The organism is Paenibacillus sp. FSL P4-0081 (assembly GCF_000758565.1).
Taxonomy (GTDB): Bacteria; Bacillota; Bacilli; order Paenibacillales; family Paenibacillaceae; genus Paenibacillus_AQ; species Paenibacillus_AQ phytohabitans.
This window is the reverse complement of record NZ_CP009280.1, coordinates 2,557,140-2,578,824: the sequence shown is the minus strand read 5'-3', so window position 1 is coordinate 2,578,824 and position 21,685 is coordinate 2,557,140. Positions and strand designations below refer to the sequence as shown.

Annotated in this window: 15 protein-coding genes; all 15 read right to left on the bottom strand. The window is 51.2% G+C overall.

The genetic code is table 11. The annotated features are described in order from the left end of the window. Nucleotides 1-208: 208 nt before the first annotated feature. Nucleotides 209-1,567: a HAMP domain-containing sensor histidine kinase gene (locus P40081_RS10825; protein WP_042135388.1), complete on the bottom strand. Its 1,359-nt coding sequence runs from the start codon at nucleotides 1,565-1,567 to the stop codon at nucleotides 209-211. Further along, nucleotides 1,564-2,241, bottom strand: a complete 678-nt coding sequence (locus P40081_RS10820) for a response regulator transcription factor (RefSeq protein ID WP_042140949.1) — start codon at nucleotides 2,239-2,241, stop codon at nucleotides 1,564-1,566. Before P40081_RS10820 ends, P40081_RS10825 begins: the two co-directional genes overlap by 4 nt. Nucleotides 2,242-2,263: 22 nt before the next feature. Continuing rightward, the gene (locus tag P40081_RS10815) at nucleotides 2,264-4,228 is read right to left on the bottom strand and encodes a serine hydrolase domain-containing protein (RefSeq protein ID WP_231575324.1); all 1,965 of its coding nucleotides are present in this window, start codon (nucleotides 4,226-4,228) and stop codon (nucleotides 2,264-2,266) included. Between the two features lie 623 nt (nucleotides 4,229-4,851). Then, nucleotides 4,852-5,517: a PDDEXK family nuclease gene (locus P40081_RS10810; RefSeq protein WP_042135386.1), complete on the bottom strand. Its 666-nt coding sequence runs from the start codon at nucleotides 5,515-5,517 to the stop codon at nucleotides 4,852-4,854. A 553-nt stretch (nucleotides 5,518-6,070) separates the two neighbouring features. Continuing rightward, a complete protein-coding gene (locus P40081_RS10800) occupies nucleotides 6,071-6,349 on the bottom strand; it encodes a hypothetical protein (RefSeq protein ID WP_042135382.1) in 279 nt (92 codons plus the stop codon). 184 nt (nucleotides 6,350-6,533) lie between these two features. Then, entirely contained in the window at nucleotides 6,534-8,255 is a 1,722-nt protein-coding gene (locus P40081_RS10795) for a type 2 periplasmic-binding domain-containing protein (protein WP_042135381.1), read from the bottom strand. Nucleotides 8,256-8,317: 62 nt separating this feature from the next. Then, nucleotides 8,318-9,196: a carbohydrate ABC transporter permease gene (locus P40081_RS10790; RefSeq protein WP_039308538.1), complete on the bottom strand. Its 879-nt coding sequence runs from the start codon at nucleotides 9,194-9,196 to the stop codon at nucleotides 8,318-8,320. A 13-nt stretch (nucleotides 9,197-9,209) separates the two neighbouring features. After that, complete coding sequence (locus tag P40081_RS10785) at nucleotides 9,210-10,124, bottom strand: ABC transporter permease (protein ID WP_042135379.1); 915 nt, start codon at nucleotides 10,122-10,124, stop codon at nucleotides 9,210-9,212. 212 nt (nucleotides 10,125-10,336) lie between these two features. Continuing rightward, a complete protein-coding gene (locus tag P40081_RS36310; protein WP_052421760.1) occupies nucleotides 10,337-11,980 on the bottom strand; it encodes a response regulator transcription factor in 1,644 nt (547 codons plus the stop codon). Then, on the bottom strand, nucleotides 11,973-13,775 hold the full coding sequence (locus P40081_RS10775) for a cache domain-containing sensor histidine kinase (RefSeq protein ID WP_042135378.1): 1,803 nt from the start codon (nucleotides 13,773-13,775) through the stop codon (nucleotides 11,973-11,975). The genes P40081_RS36310 and P40081_RS10775 overlap by 8 nt, the downstream gene beginning before the upstream one ends. A gap of 697 nt (nucleotides 13,776-14,472) precedes the next feature. After that, nucleotides 14,473-15,051 (bottom strand): CueP family metal-binding protein, encoded by a 579-nt coding sequence (locus P40081_RS10770; protein ID WP_042135377.1) that lies wholly within the window; start codon nucleotides 15,049-15,051, stop codon nucleotides 14,473-14,475. A gap of 55 nt (nucleotides 15,052-15,106) precedes the next feature. Further along, the gene (locus tag P40081_RS10765) at nucleotides 15,107-17,095 is read right to left on the bottom strand and encodes a Na+/H+ antiporter (protein WP_042135376.1); all 1,989 of its coding nucleotides are present in this window, start codon (nucleotides 17,093-17,095) and stop codon (nucleotides 15,107-15,109) included. Nucleotides 17,096-17,715: 620 nt separating this feature from the next. Continuing rightward, nucleotides 17,716-19,035: an ABC transporter substrate-binding protein gene (locus P40081_RS10760; RefSeq protein ID WP_052421759.1), complete on the bottom strand. Its 1,320-nt coding sequence runs from the start codon at nucleotides 19,033-19,035 to the stop codon at nucleotides 17,716-17,718. Continuing rightward, nucleotides 19,035-20,834, bottom strand: a complete 1,800-nt coding sequence (locus tag P40081_RS10755) for a sensor histidine kinase (RefSeq protein WP_042135374.1) — start codon at nucleotides 20,832-20,834, stop codon at nucleotides 19,035-19,037. The genes P40081_RS10760 and P40081_RS10755 overlap by 1 nt, the downstream gene beginning before the upstream one ends. 178 nt (nucleotides 20,835-21,012) lie before the next feature. After that, nucleotides 21,013-21,684 carry a hypothetical protein gene (locus P40081_RS10750; protein WP_042135372.1) on the bottom strand — a complete coding sequence of 224 codons (672 nt, stop codon included), beginning with the start codon at nucleotides 21,682-21,684 and terminating at the stop codon, nucleotides 21,013-21,015. Nucleotide 21,685 lies beyond the last annotated feature (1 nt).

Below are 21,685 nucleotides of genomic sequence, written 5' to 3'. Positions count from 1 at the left end.
TTACGCCTTGGACCTGAACCGGTATACCCCGAGGTATGGTCTTATTACCTCCCAATTATTCCGGATTGTTGTATCCCCATGCCCATTCTGCAGAAGTCCACCCACCTGTATTTCATGTACCTGCAAAAAGCCGTGATTCTTACTCATCAGCGGGGCGGTTTGGTTACGGAGGAAGACCAGGCAGCGGACCGGCAATTTAGGGACTTCATCATGTCTGGCGTACGGGCAACCTGACAATCATCGTCGTCCCTCCTCCAGGTGCTCCCTCCACCTCAATGTTCCCCTGATGCAGGGAGACGATTTTTTTGACAATCGCAAGCCCCAGACCGTTCCCGTTGTTGTTTCCGCTGCGCGACTTGTCAGCTTTATAGAATCTTTGAAAGATGGCGCCAGCCTCTTCCGGGGAAATCCCGATGCCATTATCGCTGATGGTGACGGATACTTCTGCTGCACTGCTGTCTAAAGAGATGCGGATCTTCCCGCCTTCAGGCGTGAACTTAATGCTGTTGCTGAGCAGATTCATCCATACCTGCTTCAGCTGATCTTCATCCCCAATGATATGGACAGCTTCCGGCAGCTCCAGATCAATAACGATGCTTCGGGCTGACCATTGCGGCTCACAGGTTACAACGATGGTTCTAATCTGCTCGTCAAGCCGGAAGGAGCCTGTTATGAAGGGATGATGCTCGGAATCCAGGGAAGCAAGCTTCAGCAAATTATCACTTAGCCTCGACAGACGCCCACTCTCCGCAATGATGATATCCAGATAGTCCTTGCGTTCCTCCTCTGCAATCAGATCATTGTTCTGCAGCGCCTTGGCAAAGCCGGAAATAGACGTAAGCGGTGTCTGAATTTCATGCGAAACATTCGATACGAAGTCCTGCCTCATCTGCTCCAGCTGCTTCAATTCTCCGGCCATCTCCACATAGCTTTGTGTCAACTCCCCGATCTCGTCCACTCGGTTCCTTTTAAGATCCACCTCGAAGTCACCTTTGGCCAGTCTTTTGGTAGCATTCGTCAAAGCCTTGATCGGCTCCACCAGATATCTGGCAGCAACAACGATACATACACTTCCCAGCACAAGCACCAGCAGCAGCACAAAGAGTACCATCCGGTTGACGATAGCCTCGTTCCCTGCAGAGTACTGCAGGAACATTGCATGCCACTCCCCCTTGAGCATAAAGGGCATTCCGATGAACGTATCCTTATCTTCCTTGGAGGAACGATAGACCTTCCCCTGCAGCACTTGCCGGACAGCTTCTGAGGTGATGGGTACAGCAGGGCTATCTATGAGCCCGTAAAAAGTATGTTCTCCGGATGGATCGTACAGGTTAATGGGATGTGCCGATATTTTAACCATACTATTCAGGAACTCGTCCGTATCTGTAGGCTTGGCGTCATCATAGCGGTGAATGATCTCCTGGCCCACTGCGAGCATTTCGCTCTGTCCCTTATAGCTTATTTGCTGCTGAAAAACATACAAGCCGATGAAAAAGGAACAGATCAGGCTGAAGATGATGATGCTAAGGAACGTGAGAATGACCCGAACATACAGTGTCTTGATCATGGCTCAGGGATCAGCCGGTATCCCAGACCGCGGGCAGTTTCGATTTGAAAACCCTCGCCATTGCCGCTGAACTTCTCCCTCAGCCGGCTGATATGCACATCTACAGTCCGCCCGTCCCCTTCATAATGGAGTCCCCAGACTTGCTGAATCAGTTGTTCTCTGGTGAAAATCTGCCCGGGATGGCTGACCAGGAGAAACAGAAGATCAAATTCCTTCAAGGGAAGCGTGACCGGTGCCCCACTGCGTGTAACCTGAAAGGTCCGGCGGTTGAGCACCACATTGCCGAGCTGCACGGACTGGGAAGTAACTACCAGTGAGCGTTTGAGCAGCGCTTTTACCCGCATCACCAGTTCCACCGGATCAAACGGCTTGGTCAGGTAATCATCCGTTCCGAGCTGAAATCCTTTCACTTTGTGGGCAGATTCCGCTTTGGCCGTCACCATGAGGAGGGGGAGGTTGGCATCCGAACGCCTGATTTCCCTGCACAGCTCCCAGCCATTCAGTCCCGGCATCATAATATCCAGAATGACAAGATCGATCTGTGAGTCCTCTATGATGGACAAGGCCTTGGTGCCGTCCCCGGCTTCTTCGAGGTCGAACCCTTCTTTGCGCAGATATAGAGACATCAGCTTCCGGATATTGTCATCATCATCCGCGATAAGTATAGTAGCCACGATCATCCTTCTCTCTTAAGCGTTATCCAAACTGCCAGCCGAGCAGATTCCAATAGTAGAAGAAGATCATCAGTACGACAGCCGAAAGCGTCACTAACGTGTAATGCACCCGCTTAAAGGCGGTCCAGTACTTATTTTTCCAAACCAATATAGCCGAGACCAACATTGCTAAGGTCAAGCCCGCCATAATGATTGGCATAACCAAGCTGACAGACAGCAAAGGACTGATACCGCTGAGCTTCTGCATAATGTCCATGGACATAATAACCATAAACAGAGTAATAAAAGATAACAGCGCCCAGCCGGCAGTTCCCGCAGATAATCGGATGGCCCGCTTTTCTGCGAGCGTCATCGCCTTGAACCTGCGTCTGAAGAAGAGGGGTCCGGGCAAAGCGGTGATGAAAATGAATCCTACGACACCAAGAAGGATAAGCCAAAACTTACTCTGATCCAAAAGTGGCGTACGCTCCAGCGGCATCTCCGGAGCCATGTCCAGGAGCATATGTGTAACTTTGCCGGACTCATCCGTAAGGAAGCCGATCTGATCGGTCCCTCCTTCAAGCTGAAACAGGTTAGGACCGATGGCTCTGTACAGCTGTTGTTCACTGCCGCTTCCCAAGGATAGCTTATTGTCCGCAATCGTAACATTCAGCTGGGCAAAAAAGTTAAAGAACTTGTCAATATCACTTATGTTGCGGCGTGTAAATTGATAGGAGCCGGCATATTTCTGTACGGATTCCGCGGAAGCGGAGAACTCCGGCTGCTTCACTTCGGGAGCGGGATAATACCGGTTGAAAAAGGCCTGGACCAGATTTGCTGCCGATTCACTGCCTTGACCGCCATTGTAGGATAAGAAAATCCCCAGTTGCTTGGCAGGTGCGAGATACAATTCCGTATTAAACATGGGATCGGAGCCGCCATGAGAGATTAATGTTACCCCGTTCACCCGCTTCTCTGCGAATCCGAGAGCTACTCCCGGCAGGCGCTTATCGAGCTGGAAGGCCGTTGAATGCATGAATGCAGCAGTCTCAGGCTTCAGAATCTGCCCTTTGCCATATTTCCCGTTCTGCAGATGCGCGATCATGAAATGTGCCATGTCTACTGCAGATACGGTGCCCGAGCCGGCAGGACGAAATCCGCCCTCGAAAGTAGGCGTGCCTGGAATAAAGCTGCCGTTCTCGCTATTATACCCTACCACCTGGTAAGGGACGAATGACTCCGGCAATGGCTCCACGACCGTCGAATGTTTCATATCCAGCGGATCGAAGATATACTTCTGAATATAATCATTATAAAGAATACCGCTGACGTCCTCCACGATCATACCTGCAAGCGTGGCTCCATAGTTAGAATAGGCACTCATCTCACCGGGCGGTCTGATCCGGGCCAGCATATGTTTATGGAGTGTCTCCGAGATGGAACCGGGCAATCCGGCAGGATCAGTGACGATCTGATAACCGACTCCGCCCTCTTCAAATCCTGCTGTGTGGGTCATCAAATGGCGCATGGTGACGGGTTCAGGATAAGTAGCAGGAATCTTCACGGATTTCAGGTAGGTGTTAATATCGGTATCCAGATCAATCTTACCTTGTTCAACGAGCTGCATTACAGCAGTCCAGGTGAACAGCTTGGTCGTAGAAGCGATACGGAACATGCTGGTTGCAGGGTCAACCGGAGCCGCTTGCTCCAGATTGGAGCTGCCATACCCTTTGCCCAAAATGATCTTGCCGTCCTTGACGATGGAGATCACCGCTCCCGGAATTTGCAGCCGGTTCATATCCTCTTCCATGATTCCGTCAACGAAAGCAGTCAGACCCGCGATATCCTTCAGATTGGCGGCAGATGCTTCAGTCTGAGGTACCGCTGGCTGGGTTTGAGCCGTCTCGGCCATGGCATGTTTCCCGGGAAATATAAGGCTCACGCTTAACCCGATTACAGCTAATATCGTCAGACCAGCGGCCAGCCTTTTTTGCATAGTTATTACCATATTATCCTCCGCATCATCTTACATATTGTAGGCCGGATAATCATCCGCCTGACACTTATAGAGACTAACAGAGTATTGTGAATAGAACGTTAACAAGACTATAAGCTGTCCATGAGCAGGTTCATCTGCGCAAATCCGTGGGCGAACAGGTCGATAAACTTCTTAATGTCTATAGAGTAATCCTGCCTGGGTCCGCATGCATCCTCATGGTGCGAATGGTGCGGATGGTGCGAATGGAGCGGAGTAAGGTCACTATTACTCAAAATCCTGCACTAAATACAACATTCTCCTCCTTAAAAGGGTCAAAATTGAAAATTGTTGTATAAAATGCAGCAATTCTCCTCTTCCAAGCCGATTATTGGAATAATTGTTGTATTTCGTACAACAATCCTCCAAAACAGCCGGGTATGCATGTAACCGAGTTGTATTTCATACAACATTTCCCTCTACACAGCCGCGAACTTAAGAATCCCATTCGCTGCTACAGGCCGGAGCTCTGAGACAACAGCACATTCTAAGCAGTTTGCCTAACTTACAAACCTTGCTTGAAAGCTCAGAGCATATTTTCCCGGACAATTCATCAGCTCTTACATAAACAGCTACAGAAACAACTACACAAACAGCTACACGAACATATCAGGTACTCCCTCCACCGGCTCATAATAACAAATGTATGAATTCTGCATCACCGGACGGAGCAGCCCTTTACGCACCAGCTCCTGCAGCTGCTTACGCGCCGTCCGAAAGTTCAGATTGTATTGCAGCATCACGTCTTTGGGACGTAGTCCCTTGTCCAGGCTCCAAGCCAGTTTAACGATTTCCTTATCCTGCGGGGAGAGGGATTGCCCGGACGGAACCCGGATCAATGAAGGGGCGATGACCATTTGCAGCAGCATGTGGCAGATCTCCGGGCGGTTCTGCACATCATCGAAGGAGAAATGGATAATCCTCCAGCCCAGTCCATTCAAAAAAGTATCCCGGTTAAGCGAATAGCTGAACCTCTCCCGGTCCATATCCTTCACATGGCTCTGATACCCATCGCATTCCAAACCGAATTTCCCGTACGGCGGAAGAAAAGCAAAATCAAGAAATTGCGACTTGCGGTTCCAGTCATACACCTCATATTCAGGATGCAGATGATCCAGATTGCCGAACAGCGGCCACCAGACATTTTGCAGGAATAGCTTCTCGGCATATTGATGCCCCCGTGCCAACCGGCCTTTGCGCTCCCCTGTTCTGACCGATAAATGCTGCTCCATTAGCAGCTGATGTGCATTTTCAAACTCCATAATCAGTTACCTCCCTCTCTCATTTACGCAAAAAAAGAACGCCCCTCTGCCAGCAGCAGCTTGGGACGTTCTTCGTCTGAGTTAATTATAAGCCAGCACAACAGGTGCGGCAATCATTTCATTCGATAGTGATTACATTAATTCCTATTCCATACCCTTACATTAATAAGATAGTATATAGTCATAATTAATTGGATGATTATAATAACTATTGGAAGCAGATAGATCATTTCAGCCGAATACTTCGGCATTGTAATAAGGTGATCCGGTCCCTGACTCTCTTCGCCCTACTAAACAATAAACCGTTGATAAAGCACATGGCGAGGGGCAGAAAATACGTTGTACTCAGCAAAATGATTAACTCTGTTCCCCATCCTCCCTCAATTCTTATCCCGAGAAAATAGATTAAGATCAGATGTATTGCAATTGCTGCTAACATATATAGAATGACTTGGAATACCGTCTTTATGGATTTCTCCATTGTTTATCTCCCTTGCTTAACATTGTATTAGGCAAAATGATTATTCTTTGAATGTATATCTGGAATTTCTAATTATGTAAGCCAAGGCGCAAGGAAGAAAAAGAGCACTGTCGTGCTAAAACAGATCAGAAGCAAAAGATGCAGGTTCTTCTCTAATAAGTGTTTTGCGAAGAAAAAGCAGATTACCATGCACACTAACAATAGAACAATATAAAACGACAGTTGAGTATAGTCGGTTGCTGCCCAAAATAAACCGCCTCCGCCAGCAGAAAAAACTATGCCGATGACTAGAAAGTACATCCCTACTCCCATTAATCCGCTTAAAGCAACGAAAATCAAACTGATAATCATATTACGCTCCTTTGACTTGGTCACTATTCCTCATCGGCCAGATATAATATCAGGAATCTATTGAATATATTCCCTTTACACCGGATTATCGGATTCTCCTCATGATTAGTGTAGATCAACAGAACAACAAAAAAGGAACCGTGATAAACACGGTCCCCCTCGAATCCCTCTAACCCACTATCCTTTATTGAACGCCCTTCTTCTGCATATCCTCCAGGTGGCGCTGATACATCACTTTCTCGGCCTTCTCTGCACCGACTTTGTCCATTTGGCTGATGAAATCGTTGTAGGCGTTGTCGAAATCAGCATCGGTTTCGGACAGGATCAGCTTCGGAATGGTTTTGTTCCAGAGATCCTTCACTTTGCCGTTGATCACACCTTCAGGTGAAGAGCCGTCCGGCTCCAGATTGTCCATGCCCAGGGAGTAGCTGTCGAAGTTGTATTTCTCCAGCAGCTTCGCTCCGGCGAATTGCTCCGGCTGCTGCTCCTGGAAGTCACGGGCGGACGCATCATCCCACAGTTTACCTGCCCGCATCAGGAGGGTCGAATCATCAAAGCCGTACTGGGCGTTATAAGCGTTGTTGTCCTTAAGCTTCAAGTCCATAATTTCCTGCTTGAATTTCGGCAGGCCGTCAACCATGTCATAAGTCTCGCCTTCAGTACCATAGCGTGCATCAAGTTGTCCTTCATCGGACCAGGCATATTCAGCAAAGCGGATAATCCGTTCCGGATTCTTCGCATTCTTGGTGATGAAGAAGCCCTGCCAGCCCATCAGACGGGAAGCGGCATATCTTGGGTCCTGACCATTCGCCTGAAGTCCGCCGATAATCGAGTATTTATGATCGGCCCCCAGCGTACTTTCAATTTTCGGATTGTATTGGGTGTACATATTGGACATGTACTGCGAAGCTGCGGCATATTGCGCCCCATATAGCTTCTCTTCATACTGCTCCTGCTTATAGATCAGCAGCTGTGAATCGAATAGTCCATTGCGGTACAGCTGATTCATGTAACGGAAGGAATCGATGAAGCCTTTGTTCCGCATCGGGTATTCTACGATCTGCTGATCATCCTTGATGCGTTCCTCCAGCAGATTCGGCGAGAAGGAGCTGATCAGGAAGTTCATTGACAAGCTGCCGCCGAAGCTGTTTTTGGCCACATCGAAGTTCTCCACACCGACCGGACTGATCTCCGGGAATTTCTCCTTTGCCAGCTTGAGGGCGTTCATCAGATCATCTGTCGTCTTCAGCTCCGGACTGCCAATGGCCTTGTAAATATCTTCTCGGAAGAACCATGGACGAATCGGCGTAATCGGTACCCCGCTGGTCAGTCTGTCAGCGGTTTCAAACAGGTTCGGCAAGTACCAGAGCTTCCCGTTAACCGAATGATATTTCACCATGTCCGGGTCAAGCATGGACTTCAGCTCAGGTGCATATTTGTCCATCAGCTCATCCATGGAGTAGACCATGCCATTATTGATCAGCTTGCTTACCGCAGGATTGTTCCAGTCCAGCATGATGGTATCCGGCAGATCCCCGGAAGCAATCATGGTGTTCAGGTAATCGTCATCGTTCCCTGTTGCCAGCTTGCGGTCTATCGTCACACCTGTTTTTTCTGTAGCCAGCTTCATCGCATACTGATCCTTCCACAGATATGCAGATGCCCAGTTCCCGTAGAAATATTGGGTGAATTTAAAAGGTGAGGTGTCTTGCTTCCAGGATTCCGTGCTTCCGGTGTCTGTGCCCGCATTAGCAGGTTCTGCCGAAGCATTCGCTGCCGGAGTAGCCGGCGCATTACCCTCAGCCGCTCCATTTGCATTAGTGCCGGTATTATTAGAACTGCAGCCTGCCAGCAGAGTGACGGCGAGTAAAGCAGCGGCCATTCCTTGTGCGCCTTTCTTTCTCATACATTGACCTCCCATAAAATGAAATCTATATACTTAAACGGCCGGAGCCGTTAAAGCCGTTATTAACCTTTGACCGAACCGATCATCACGCCCTGCACGAAATATTTCTGTACGAACGGGTAGGTAAAGACAATCGGCAATGTGGTAATGACCATCGTCGCCAGCTTAAGCGATTGCGCAGAGACTGAACCCAGTCCCAGGTTGCTGGCCATCAGGCTGACATTGCTGTTCGAGCTGATGATCTGCATCAGAATCTGCTGGAGTGTCAGCAGGTTATCATTACCGAATAACATGGCATCATACCAGGCGTTCCAGTGGAACACCGCATTGTAAAGTGCAATCGTCGCCAGCACAGGTTTGGAGACCGGCAGGACCAGCTGCCAGAAAATCCGCAGATCGTTGGCACCGTCAATTTTGGCCGATTCCTCAATTTCCTTGGGCAGTCCCCTGAAGAAGGTCAGCATAATGATGGCATTAAACACATTGAACAGATTCGGGATAATGTAGACCAGGAAGCTCCCTTTTAGATGCAGATACTTGGCTACAACGAGGTAATAAGGAATAATACCGCCGCTGAAATACATGGTGACAATAGCCATCATGAGGAAAATCCTACGCCCCATCAGCTCGGTCTTGGATACGCCATAAGCAAAGGCTGCTGTAAACAATACCGCAGTTGCTGTTCCGGCAAGAGTCCGGGCGATGGTGATGAAAAAGGCGTGCCCCATACGTTCATCCTGAAACACGACTTTGTAATTCTCCATGGAGAACACGCGCGGCCAGAAGGCGATCCCCCCACGGGCGGCATCCGTCGGATCGTTAAGGGAAGTAATTACGATATTATAGAACGGATACAGGGTCATAATACAGAGCGCCAGCAGCACCAGCACATTCAGGATGTCAAAGGCTCGTTCCGGCCACCTTTTCGAATACGTTAACATGATGTCCCGCCTCCTAGAACAAGCTCTCTTTAGTGATTTTGCGTGAAGAATAGTTGGCAATGTACATCAGCACAAAAGCAACGATGGATTGGAACAGGCCAATCGCAGTCCCGTAGGAGAATCTGCCTGTTACGAGACCCGTTTTGTACGAATACACAGACAGCACATTGGCTGCATCCTGGGTCATTGAATTCTGCATCAGGTACATCTGGTCAAAGTTCGAGTTAATGAGCCCGCCCACCGAGAGAATCAGCAGGATAATGATCGTTGGCTTCAGGGAAGGCAATGTAATATGCCAGATCCGCCGGAACCGGCCCGCACCATCCACAATGGCCGCTTCATACAGCTGGGGATCAATACCGGCAATGGCTGCCAGATAGATAATGGAGTTCCAGCCGATATTTTTCCAGATCTCCGTAAACACAACCAGGGTCAGGAACGTATGGGGACTGCCCATCATCATGGTATCGCTTCCAATTATCCCGGTGCTGACCAGCATTTTGCTGATTACACCAGTCTCCGGGTCCAGCAGGGTGTACATTAAGCCGACTACCAGCACCCAGGATACGAAATACGGCAAATACGTCAGCGATTGAACAATCCGCTTGAATCTTTTGAATACTACCTCATTCAGCAGGATCGACAGGAGGATCGGTGCCGGGAAACCAAATACCAGCTTGGCAATACTGATCTTGAACGTGTTAACCAGTGATTCTGTAAACGTCGGATCATTGAATAATTCCCGGAAATTCGCCAGCCCTGTCCAGGGACTGTGGAGAAACCCCTGAAAAGGTGTATATTCCTTGAAGGAAATAATCACACCATACATCGGGATATAGTTAAAAATGATCATCCATAGTACTGCCGGCAGGGTCAGCAACATCAGATACCGCTGCTGCCAGAACCGCTTGGAGGGCAAACTGCTCATAAGCTACATCCTTTCTTCTCCATTCGATTGCGTTCGACTTCTCATCTTCCTATGGGTTAATTATAAAATGCCGCCTGCCAGGGTTATATATCAAAAATGAACGCGGGTATCAGAATCCCACGAAGTTTGTAAGCGCTGTCTAAATAAAAGAGCCCCAAACGCATCATCTGCGATTGAGGCTGACTTATTATCGTGCGGGAAGGATCTGATCCTTAACGCTGTACGAATTCCCTGTACTCTCCGGGTGTCATTCCATAGACTTGCTTATACAGCAGCCCGAAATACGATGGATTCGGAATGCCGATCTGCTCGGCCACTATAGCTATGCGCTGCTTGGTTGTGCGCAGCATCTCCTCCGCACGTGCGAGCCTGTACTCCTGGATATATTCACTCGGTGTCTTGCCTGTCTTCTTCTTGAAGATCATCCCCAGGTGGTTGGGGGAGACGAATACCTCGCCGGCTAAATAAGCCAGGCTCAGATCCTGATTCCCGTACTGCTCCTCAATCAGAACGATGACCCTGTTAATCAGATAGTCGTCCTTACGGTTCCGCTTTTCTTCCAGCAGCAGCGACATTTCACCGATAACGCCTGCTGTATAAGCTCTCATGTCCGGGAGACGGCTGCTGGCCAGCAGCGCCTCCATATGATTGGCGGCAACTGCTGTGGTAGCTTGGGCAGCGGGCATCGCAAGCGAGGAACAGCTCTCGATCACACCGCCGAGCAAGGAAGCGATATAGGATTTTCCTGCCCCGGGATGCGCGGCAAGCAAGGCGAATAGTCCGTCCATGACCGGTCCGGTTGGGCTCCCGCTCCCGAGATCATACCTCAGACGCTTGGCCAGCTCCCGGAACTGCCGGGTGAACACCTCGGAGTCCTTAGTGAATTGCTTCCTGGCGAGCTGCTCCCCGTCTGCTGCAACAACGCCGCTCAGGCCATTAAACACCGCGAAGTTAAATGCACTTTGCGATTCCCGGAAGGATTCGCGGATGAGTCCGATATCCTCCCGCGGTGAGCTTATACCGATGATCCACCCCGCTGGATCAACCTGTTCCCGGGCTGTATCCTCCATGATCACTGGCTGCAGATTAAGCACCTGCAGCAGCTTCTCTGCAAGCTGTGCCTGTCCGCTGAGCTCATCCTGCTGCAGGGCGATGAGCAGTACGAAGGCCGCTAGTTCTCCCTGCCCTGCCCCCGCCCCGGCCGAAAGCACAAGCACTTGCCGCCCCAGTACAGTTCCGGCGGTCCGCTCCATCTCCATTGTATCCGGCTTCTGCGGCAAGCCCGGCCGGGAACACAGCCACACAGAGAAGGCGCCCGCTTCCAGATAGCCATTGTCCCGGAGTTCATTAATCGTCTGCTGCTGCGTCTCCGCACCGCCCCGGCCCAGCAGCCAATCCATTACCTGCTGGCGCAGCGAGAGGTGGTGCATCGCATCTTTTTCCAGCCACATGCGCTCCTCTTCACTCCGCTTCAGCAGCTGATCCTCACAGCCTTGGACGACCTTGAGCATCGTGCTGAGCATTTCTTCTTCCCCCACCGGCTTGAGCACATAATCCACCGCGCCGAACCGCAAGGCTTCACGGGCAAATTCGAAATCATCGTACCCGGTCAGCACAACGATCCGCACCCCGGGAAGCTGCTCCAGAACAAGCTTGGCCATCTCGATTCCGTTCCTGCCGGGCATTTGTATATCCGTGATGATGATATCCGGCCTGATCTCCAGCGCTTTGTCCAATCCCTCGATGCCGTCCGATGCCGTCTCAATCACAGAGATGCCCATCGACGCCCAGTCCAGAAACTCGATTAACCCTTCTCTCTCCCAGCGTTCATCTTCGACAATAAGCATTTTAAACATTGTTCATCCCCCTGGCTGCAAAAGACAAGGTAATTACCGTTCCAATCCCCTGTCTGCTGTAAAGTTCAATATGCTGGGATTCCCCATAAAAAGCCTGAAGACGTTTGGTTATATTGGCAATGGCAAACCCGCTGCCCCGTGTATTGAGAACTTTGCCTGCAATTACATCCCCGATCATATCCCGCGGCATGCCTACCCCATCGTCGATGATGCGGATGACCACCTGATCGTCTTCGAGGGCTGCTTTGATGATAATGGTACCATGTGAACGCTTAGGCTCAATCCCGTGGATCAGTGCATTCTCAACCAGCGGCTGCAAAATATTCTTCAGCGTATAACAGTTCCTGACCCGCTCCTCCACTTCAAAAACCGCGTCAAACCGGTCCTCGAACCGGAACTTCTGAATCGCCAGATAAGCCCCCACCATATCAAGCTCATTCGCCACCAATGTCTCCGAATTCCCCTTATTCAGTACCAGCCGGTAGAACTTCGCCATGGAATCTGACAGCTTCACGATATCCGGCGCTTTAGCCTTGCGGGCCACCCAGGAGATCGTCGCAAGCGTGTTGTACAGAAAATGCGGATTGATCTGGGACTCCAGCGCTTTGAGTTCGGCATCTTTTTCCAGCAGCTCGGATTTGTATACGGTTTCGACCAGATCATGGATCCGGGTAGTCATATGATTGAAGCTCAGTGCCATCTGGGTGAACTCGTCATTCCAGACAACCGGCACCGATACGTCAATGGAGCCTTCCCGCACCTGCTTCATCGCCTTAAGCAGCACCTTCATGCGGGACAGCAGCTTCACTGTCAGATAATACACCAGCAGGCTCAGTATAATGAGCGCGGCAATCAGCACCATGAAGCTGGTCCGGATCGACTGGTTCACTTTATCCACGAAGTTGCTGACTGGAAAAACACCCACAAGGCGAAGATCCGGGCCTGTAAGCGGGACCGAGATCACTATGGACCTGACCCCGCCTACCGTTGCCAGCATATTCAGCCTCATGTTATCCCCGGGCATCCCCCCGGTGAGCTCTTTGATCATCGCATCGGACAGCGGAGTGTTGTTATTGGAGGCAACCTTGTGATTATTGTCGAGGACGAGAACGCTTCCAACCTCCGTGTTGGCATCCTCCAGCGGCTGGAACAGCACGCTTTGTGTCACCTCAATTTCGACCAGACCGTTCACCTCGTTATTGCGTCCGGAGAGAATCTTCCGGTTATACGAAAAGACATCCGCTTTGGCCTTCACATCAGGCCTCGTTGTCAGCAGATTCTCCAGATGCAGTCCCCGCCAGTCCGTGGAGTTCTGGACATCCTTCATAAACCGTACATACTCCCCGTCCCCGCGAATCCGGTCCATACTATAGAAGCCGTCGTAAAGCTCGAAGATCTCAGGGATCGTCGGATTGTTCATATAGACATGTATCGAGTGGATGTACGTATTCTGCCGCATAATGTTGTCTACAATCGGGGCAACGTTGTATCGGTAGTCCTGAAGCTGAAAGCTCTCATTAATAAAAGCGCTGTCCAGCAGCGTCTGAATCCTGGAATCAAAGGCGATGATCTCCGAAATGTTCTCGATCATGTCCACCTTTTCATCGATCGTGGTTTTGGTCTGCAGCAGATTCTGTTCCATCACGCTCCGCGCCTGGGAGATGGCTGAATTGTACGCCTGCACATAAATGATGACCCCTGTGATGATGGACGAGACCGTTAGAATCAGAACAAAGACCCCAACAAACTTTGAGGTCACACTCCAATTGTGAAAAACCCGGGTGATCCGCTTCATGAAACCTGTTAGCCCCCTATTTGCCTCAACTCCACCCCATCGTAACACCGGGTTCTGGAATAGTAAATTAGGTTTTATAATCAAGAGCGGAGAAGACCTTAGGCGGTTGACTGGGCGGGGGAGGCGTGAGCAGAGGTAGGGGGGATATGTGGGTAGATAGAGGGATGGATGGATAGATAGATAGAGGGTTAGATAGAGGGTTAGATAGAGGGTTAGATAGAGCGATGGATGGATTGAGAGGGAAAGATAGACGTATGGATAAGCTTTAGCTGATTATTCGTTACTCCCCCCGGGAGTTGTAGCCGCAGCGAAGCCGGTTTCTTAAGCCCGCCGGACTGATTAGGCATAATTGTTGTACGGAGTACAACTCTGGTCGCCAGTTACCCCTGTGTTTGGGCGAATTGTTGTACGAAATACAAGAATAGTCTCTTTGATTGGCTGGAAGACGTGGAAATGCTGCAAAAAGTACAACAATTTTCGATTTCGATCGATCTCACGAGGAAAATGTTGTATTTTGTGCAGGATTTCATAAAGGTGCCTCTGGATCAAAGCGGAGGATTCCTGCGTTGTGTTACTAAGCCGGAGGCCATTGATTCGCATGGTCAGAAAAGTAAATGATCACAGCAAACAGCCGCCTCCCTGCCGCTGAATAGCGGTACCGGAAGACGGCTTAGAACTTAACCCTAATAGAAATAGATTAACTTAACTGCATAGTGGTAAGACAGGTGTCATCGCTCTTGAAGGTGGATACTTCGGTCTTGGCTTGTTTCCCGTCATGCGTGACGGTGATCTGAAGCTTCTGGTCACGCGGGAGCCAAAGGTCGATGAAACCGTTAGGCTGGGATTTCACTGTCTGCTTCATCACTTCTTTGCCTTCGGCATCTTCAATGTATACGTCGAAGTCCTGGCCTGCCATTTCCCCCTGGCAACCGGTCAGGCTGTGTGTAGCACATGGATGCGTCTTCTGCACATAAGGGGCAACGGACAGGAAGAATTCGTTCTCCGGCAAAGCATAGGTGACTTCGTTTGGCCCGCCGCTGTCCACGATGAGCTGGGTGGAGGTGATGGAGGCAGATTGGGACGTCAGCGCGCGCGAGCTGTAATCAGACACCATCTGCTTAATGTCCTGAGCGGCCGCCTGACTAACCGGCTGGCTGCTGCCCTGTGCCTGCGCCTCTTCGACGTCAGCCGTGTTTCGTTCCCCGCTTCCGGCATAAATAAAGATTCCGATTGCCGCAACAACTGCACATGTACCCGCCACGATTTGTTTTCGCATCCTCTATATGTTCATCTCCTTGTGGAATTTCAGTCTTAATACAGAAGAGGACTCCTTAGCCCATTTCTTCCCTCAATTCATGTTCCATAAACAGGATATCACGTTTCATTTCCTTCATGCTAGCTCTGGAAATCCGTCCGGTCTCGAACATCAGCTGAATGTTGTCACGCTCCAGCTGAATCCCTGCTCTGGACAGCTCCTGCAGCGCCTCTTCAAACTCCCGTTTGGTGGAGGAAAGTGACTCCGTACGGGTCAATCTCATCTGCCCCCGTTCATAGCGCATGATCAGGGCGCTGACCGCTTCGGGTTCGGTCTCCCCTTTACTTTGCAGCGCTCTCAGCTTCTTCAAGACGTAGGCAAAATTGGCAGACTGCAGCCGGTTCCACTCCTCACGCCGTTCCTGGCCGCTCAGACGCACCTGCTGGATCACTCCTACAATCTCTTCCCAGCTTTTGATTGGAACCAGGTCATTCCTGTACTCCGGATCACGGGTGTGCATGAATAGCTGCTTGTTCAGCCGGTTCAGATAACGGTAGGCCGTGTACGGATTCACCTCCCGCTGCTTCATCGCAGTCAGGGTGTACTCTCTTTGCCACTTGAGCGAAGTAACACCCAGCATCCGCTCCATTTCCTCTGCAGCTTCATTTTTCTTCAGCATGCGGATTCTTGAGGTGTAGGTGCTGATCAAGTGGCTCAGGGCCATTCTCGAATGATCCGTAGCCTGATCGTTTAGACCGGAAACTACGTTGCGCAGAATTTCGATTTTGGCCTCAACCTCTTCGGCATTATGCTCTGCTTCATTTTCTTTGCCGAGCAACAGCGGCAGCAGATAGTTGGAGGCCAGCAGGGTCCAGAGAATCACACCCGCCGCAAGGAAAATAATCAGATCCCTGGCCGGAAACCGGGTACCGTCATCCAGGAAAAACGGCAGTGACATCGTACTCGCGAGTGTGATTGTTCCCCGGACTCCTGACAGCGTGAGAATGAGGGCTTTCTTGAACTCCAGCTTCCAGTGTCCCCGCGGCTCCTCCCCTTCGGGAATATCCATGATCAGCATCCAGATCAGACGCAGGCCAAGAACGGCCGCTGTTAATAATAACGTGTACAGGATTACCTGGAAATTCCCGATATCCGGATTGTTCCAGACAGTCTGTATGATCTCCGGCAGCTGTGTACCCAGCAGCAGGAAGACCAGGCCGTTCAAGACAAAAATAATGACGGACCAGGTGCTTTTGGACACGATGCTCAGCTTAGCCACCTCGGGATTCATCTGCTTATATCCGAAGGAATGGGCAATACCTGCGCTGACAACGGCCAGGATTCCATTAACCCCCAGCTCCTCTGCCGCCATAAAAATTGCAAATGGAGTCAGAATCTCAATCAGCATATGTAACGTAACGTTCTCCATCCCGAGTCTGCGCAGCCATCTGACCATCCCGTATTTAATCAGCGTGAGCAGCAGCCCCAGCACGACACCGCCGATTGAAATGGTAATGAAGCTCAGGCTGGCTGTTCTGAGGGAGAATGCCCCGGTAACCATGGCGGCCACGGCAAACTGAAACGAGACCAGACCTGAAGCGTCGTTGATCAAAGATTCCCCTTCGAGAATCTGCATCGTCTGATGCGGGATTTTGACCTTCTGCTCCAACGCGCCTACAGCGATGGCATCCGTAGGGGCAAGTGCCGCCGCCAGAGCAAACGCCGCAGCTAACGGTAGAATAGGCAGCAGCCAATGCAGGAAGTAACCCAGGACACCTACCGTCAGGAAGACCAGTCCCAGCGCGAGCAGCAATATGGGCTTCTTCAGCTTCCATAACGCCACTTTATCCGCAAGCCTGCCGTCATTAAACAATAAGGGGGCAATGAAGAGCAGCAGAAACAGCTCCGGATTCAACGTCAGTTCAAAATGCAAAGGCAGCCAGGTCAAAGCCATCCCCAGCACAATTTGAATGATGGGCACGGAAACCGAGGGGATAAACCGGTTCACCAGATTGGACAACGAGACCGCTGCCAGCATCAGCAAAATATATTCAAATAATTCCAAGCGATCAAACCTCCAAGTCTGCACTCACTAGCGCTGCTATTAAAATAAAATTTGTATGTAAACTCAGTATAAACGATCTTTAGGCAAATATCCGCCCCTGCACTATCCGGGCATGCAAGTCAGGCAGCTCAGTTCACAAGCCGGATTGTTGTAAATTTGGCGGTCTGGGGTTGTGATTACGCATTACGTACGCTGTTCCTCAGCAGTCCCTCCGGCAGTAAAGCGGGCTGCCAAAAGCTCAGCTCACAGTGTGCGGACAGCTACAAATTGTTGTATGTAATACAGCTTTGCTCCTGAATAAACCGGGTGCCCGGAAGGATTGTTGTATGAAATACAGGATTATTTCTTATATCGGCTTGGTGGAGGAGGAAATCCTGCTTTTTATACAATAATTTTGGATAATAGCCGATTTAACGGGATAATTGTTGCATTTCGTGCAGGATTTTGCATCAAGTCTAAGCAAATTCGCATTCATTCCGTTTCCTGCAGCAGTCGCGTTGCTCAAACCAGTCTCTATCCACGTATGCAAAATAACCCCACAAAGTGGGGCTGTGGCTTCGATGATTACTCAGGCACTTTGGGGGGCCGAAGGCGGTCTTTAACGTGTACAAAGTCCCCTCTTATTTCATAAGCGGGCCCACCTCAACCTCCATTTGTCCGAGCAGTCCGTCCACGGTAGAGCTTTGCGTGTAGAGCCCGTCCAGCAGCCTCTGGATCTTCGTATCAATCTGCTGCCAGTTCTTATGGCCCGGCGCGATCCGGGCATCCGCGATCTGGTCGAGCACGGCCAGCTGGATGCTCTCCGGCGAAGGTTTGGAAGCCGCTCTCAGGAAGACATCCGATTCAAGCACGGATTTCCGGGACGGGACGAAGTATTGCGCGGTAACGCTCATGGCTTCTGCGCTGGTGATGAACTTCAGGAATTCCGCGGCTTCCGCCGGATGCCTGGTCTCGAATACAGAGACTCCCGCATAGCCGAGTGAAGTTCCTGTACCCTTCACACCTGCCGGCATTGGAACGATATCCCAATCAAAATCAGTAACCGCACGGGCCTTCGAGGTATAGCTGTAACGGTCCGTATACATACCGATCCGGCCGCTGTCGAAGGTTAGCTCATCGCCCGGAAGCGGATGCACCTTGTCCTTGAACATCATATCACTGTAGAGCTGCAGCGCCTCTCTCCCTGCCGGAGAATTCAGCGCAAAAGCCGTTGCACTGCTGTCAAACAGCTCGGCGCCATGCGACCAGAACAGCGGCAGCAGCGCATCCGACCAGTTGTTCCAGTCGCGGACCAGCTTCACGCCGTAAATGCCTTGCTGTGAATCAGTGAGGCTGCGCGCTGCCTTGAGAAATTCCTCGTAGTTCCAGTTCCCTTCCTTATACAGCTCCGTTGGCGTCTTCAGACCCTTCTCAAGAAACAGGTCCTTATTGTAGTAGATCAGCACCGGAGGCGTAGAGAATGGGATTCCGTACAGCCGATCCTCCCGCTTGAAGATGTCAAGTGTAGACGGATAAATATCCGCGTAGTTATATCCGGGATCTTCTTTGACCTCTGCTGCAATGTCCACCAGCTGGCCGGATTCCAGCAGCTGGGGAATCATCCGCTCCGCCAGCCAGCCGGCATCAGGCGCGGTACGGGAGGCCAGCATGATCGACAGCTTTTGCTGATAATCGGCAAACGGAATCGTCATGATCTCTACCTCCATCCCGGGATGGAGCTGTTCATATTCATCCACCAGGCCCTCAACCATTGCCTTCTGCGCATCGTTGCCCCAAATGCTGAACTTCAGCTTCACAGGCTCCTGCACAGCAGCCGCCTCACTTCCTCCTGCTTCTTCACCTTCCACTTTCCCGACAGACGCCCCGCTTCCTGCCCCTGAAGAGCAGCCCGCAGCCATTAATACCGCTATCATAAGGCTTAGCAGCCTTGTCCGCATCATTAATCCTCCTCCTGCCTGTCCCCGGCGGGACCGGCATTGTTCATGGCTTCCCAGTTCATCGGCAGCCGCAGTGAGACCGTTACCCCGCGCTCTGCCGTATGATCAAGAGTTAATCCGTAAGGCTCTCCATAGAGCAGCCGGAGCCGCTGATGGACATTGCGCAACGCAAATCCCTTTTGAATCCGGCCGAAGCCGCCCTGCTCCGTCTCTGTACCGGGCCGGGATTTATTCTGATACAGCTGTTCTTCAAGCTCCTGCATCCGTTCACCGGTTATGCCAAGACCATCATCCTTGACGGACAGCACCAAGTCTTCCTCTTCTACCGAAGCCGTCAGGGCAAGCTGCAGCGTGTCCTGGCCCATGGCATGCTCAATAACATTCTCAATCAGCGGCTGCAGAATCAGCTTCGGCACCACGCAGTAATCGAAGGAAGAGTCAATATGGATTACAGCCTGCAGCTTGTCTCCAAGACGCATACCCTGGATTCGAAGATACGCTTCTACGAATCTTACCTCATCCAGAACGTACACCATCTGCTCCTGATGGCCGACCGTGTAGCGCAGCAGCTTCCCGAGACTGGTCACCACACCCGAGAGTTCCCGGGTATTGCCCTGAAGGGCCAGCATGTTCACCATTTCCAGGGTATTGTACAGAAAATGCGGATGAATCTGGCTCTGCAGCGCAAGCAGCTCGGCTTCCCGCTCCTTCAGCCGGGTCTCATAGACCTCTTTGACCAGACGGTCGATCTCGCCGATCATCGTATTGAAGCCTTCGGTCAGCTGCCCGATTTCATCGCTCGTAGTGACCGTCGCCCGCTCCAGGAACAGCCCCCGCTTCACCTGCCTCATCTTCGACTGCAGATGGGCAATCGGCTTAATCAGGCGGTTCGACAGCAGAATCGCCGCCGCATAAGCAGCCATCAGGGCTACGATTGAGACAATCAATGTAGAATTCGTTAGCTCACGTGCGTCTTCCCGGAGCTGCGTCCGCGGAATCAGTGAGGTCACCTTAAGTCCCGTATATGAAGAGTGGGCAGAGGCTGTAATATAGGATTCACTTGAATCGGGAAGCCCGTCTGGCCCTGAGTACAGCATAACCTGATCCTTGCCGGTAATCTGCAGCAGACCGCTCCCGCTCGAACGCACCGTAGATACAATCGAACCGAACCCCCGTGCCGTCAGATCCACCTTGACGATCCCCAGCATGTCATTCGTATAGGGCTCACGGATAACCCGGGCCACCGAGATAATCCCCTGCTTCGCCTCTGTATAGTAGGCCGCAGCATGCGGCGGCAGGATGGCAAGACCACCGTCTTCCTGCTCAACCGCCTCCATCCAGTCTGCCATGCTGCGGTCCCACCGCTTCCTGACGCTCTGGTCCAGATTACTGAAGATTCCTCCGTCATTGGTGAACACCAGAATGCTCTCAATCTCACCCCGGTCAAAAGCCAGCGAAGAAATAAACAGATTCATCTTCAGCGTCTCATCCGTAGTTAAATAAGTGTTCGCCGAGCCGCTGCCGCTGTGCTTGCGGAGAATCTGCATCATATCCTCATCGTACAGCGGCGTAAGTGTAAGCCGGTCCAGTTCCTTAATGTAATGCTCCAGGTTGATATTAATCTGGCTCACAACCTGATTGGAGAGCTCCACAGTGCTGCGCTCCACACCGGCAGTATATTTCTTATAGCTGATGGTGCCGATCACGAGAAACGGAATCGTAATCAGCAGGCAGAACAATACGATAAACTTGGTGCGCAGCGGCACGTATATTGATTTGTTTGACCCTTTTCTGAATGGCACGCGGACAGCCTCCCCAAACTCTGGTTACCCACTCCAACATAGCATAATTCGAGTCCGAAGTCAGAGACGTTCTCCCTGGCTGGCGCAATAGCTTTCTCTACAAAAATACAGCAGACAGCACACCTCTTAAGGTTGCTGTCTGCTTACGTGCACAAGGCTGCTGTCTGAAGAAGTCCGCTCAGCTATTCTCAAGCTCTCCGGACCAAACCTCCGTCTGCCTCCAGAATTCAGCAGCAGTCAGCGTACCGCTGTGAATCATATAAGCGTAATCCAGCAGATTCGGCAGGCAGGGCAGATCCAGAAGATAACGGCTGAACGCATGCGCGGCGATCTCCGAGGCCTTGGTCACGCTGGCCCGGATGCGCAGCGGACCCAGGGAGAGGCTGCTGATGTCGTCAAGCCGCTTGTTGGTGTATCCCAGCTCCGTGAACTCCAGATCGTGGAACAGCTCATGCGCGAGATGGATGTCTGTGATTTCCTTCAGCGTGAAGGAACGGCCGGGAAGCAGCACACCGGCACACTGCCGCAGTTCTTCCATGGACGATTTATACAGCGTAATGGCGCGCTCCTTGGCCGACAGCTCAATCTGGGCGCGGAAGCGGATCTGCCCGATGGTGCCCTGCCGTTCATTGAGATTGACACTGATTCCGCGGTCCCGGCAGATGGCCCCGACATCCGTGCCGTAACGGGCTTTGAATGAAGTAGCCTGCTCCCTGCCGATCGCCAGCGGGCGCTCTACATAATAACGCCGTTTGCTGTGCGGTATTCTGTGAAACAGCAGATCATTTGTGAGTTCGGCATATCCCAGCACACTATCGCTTGGTAGCGTCCGTTCAGCTGTCTTCATCATC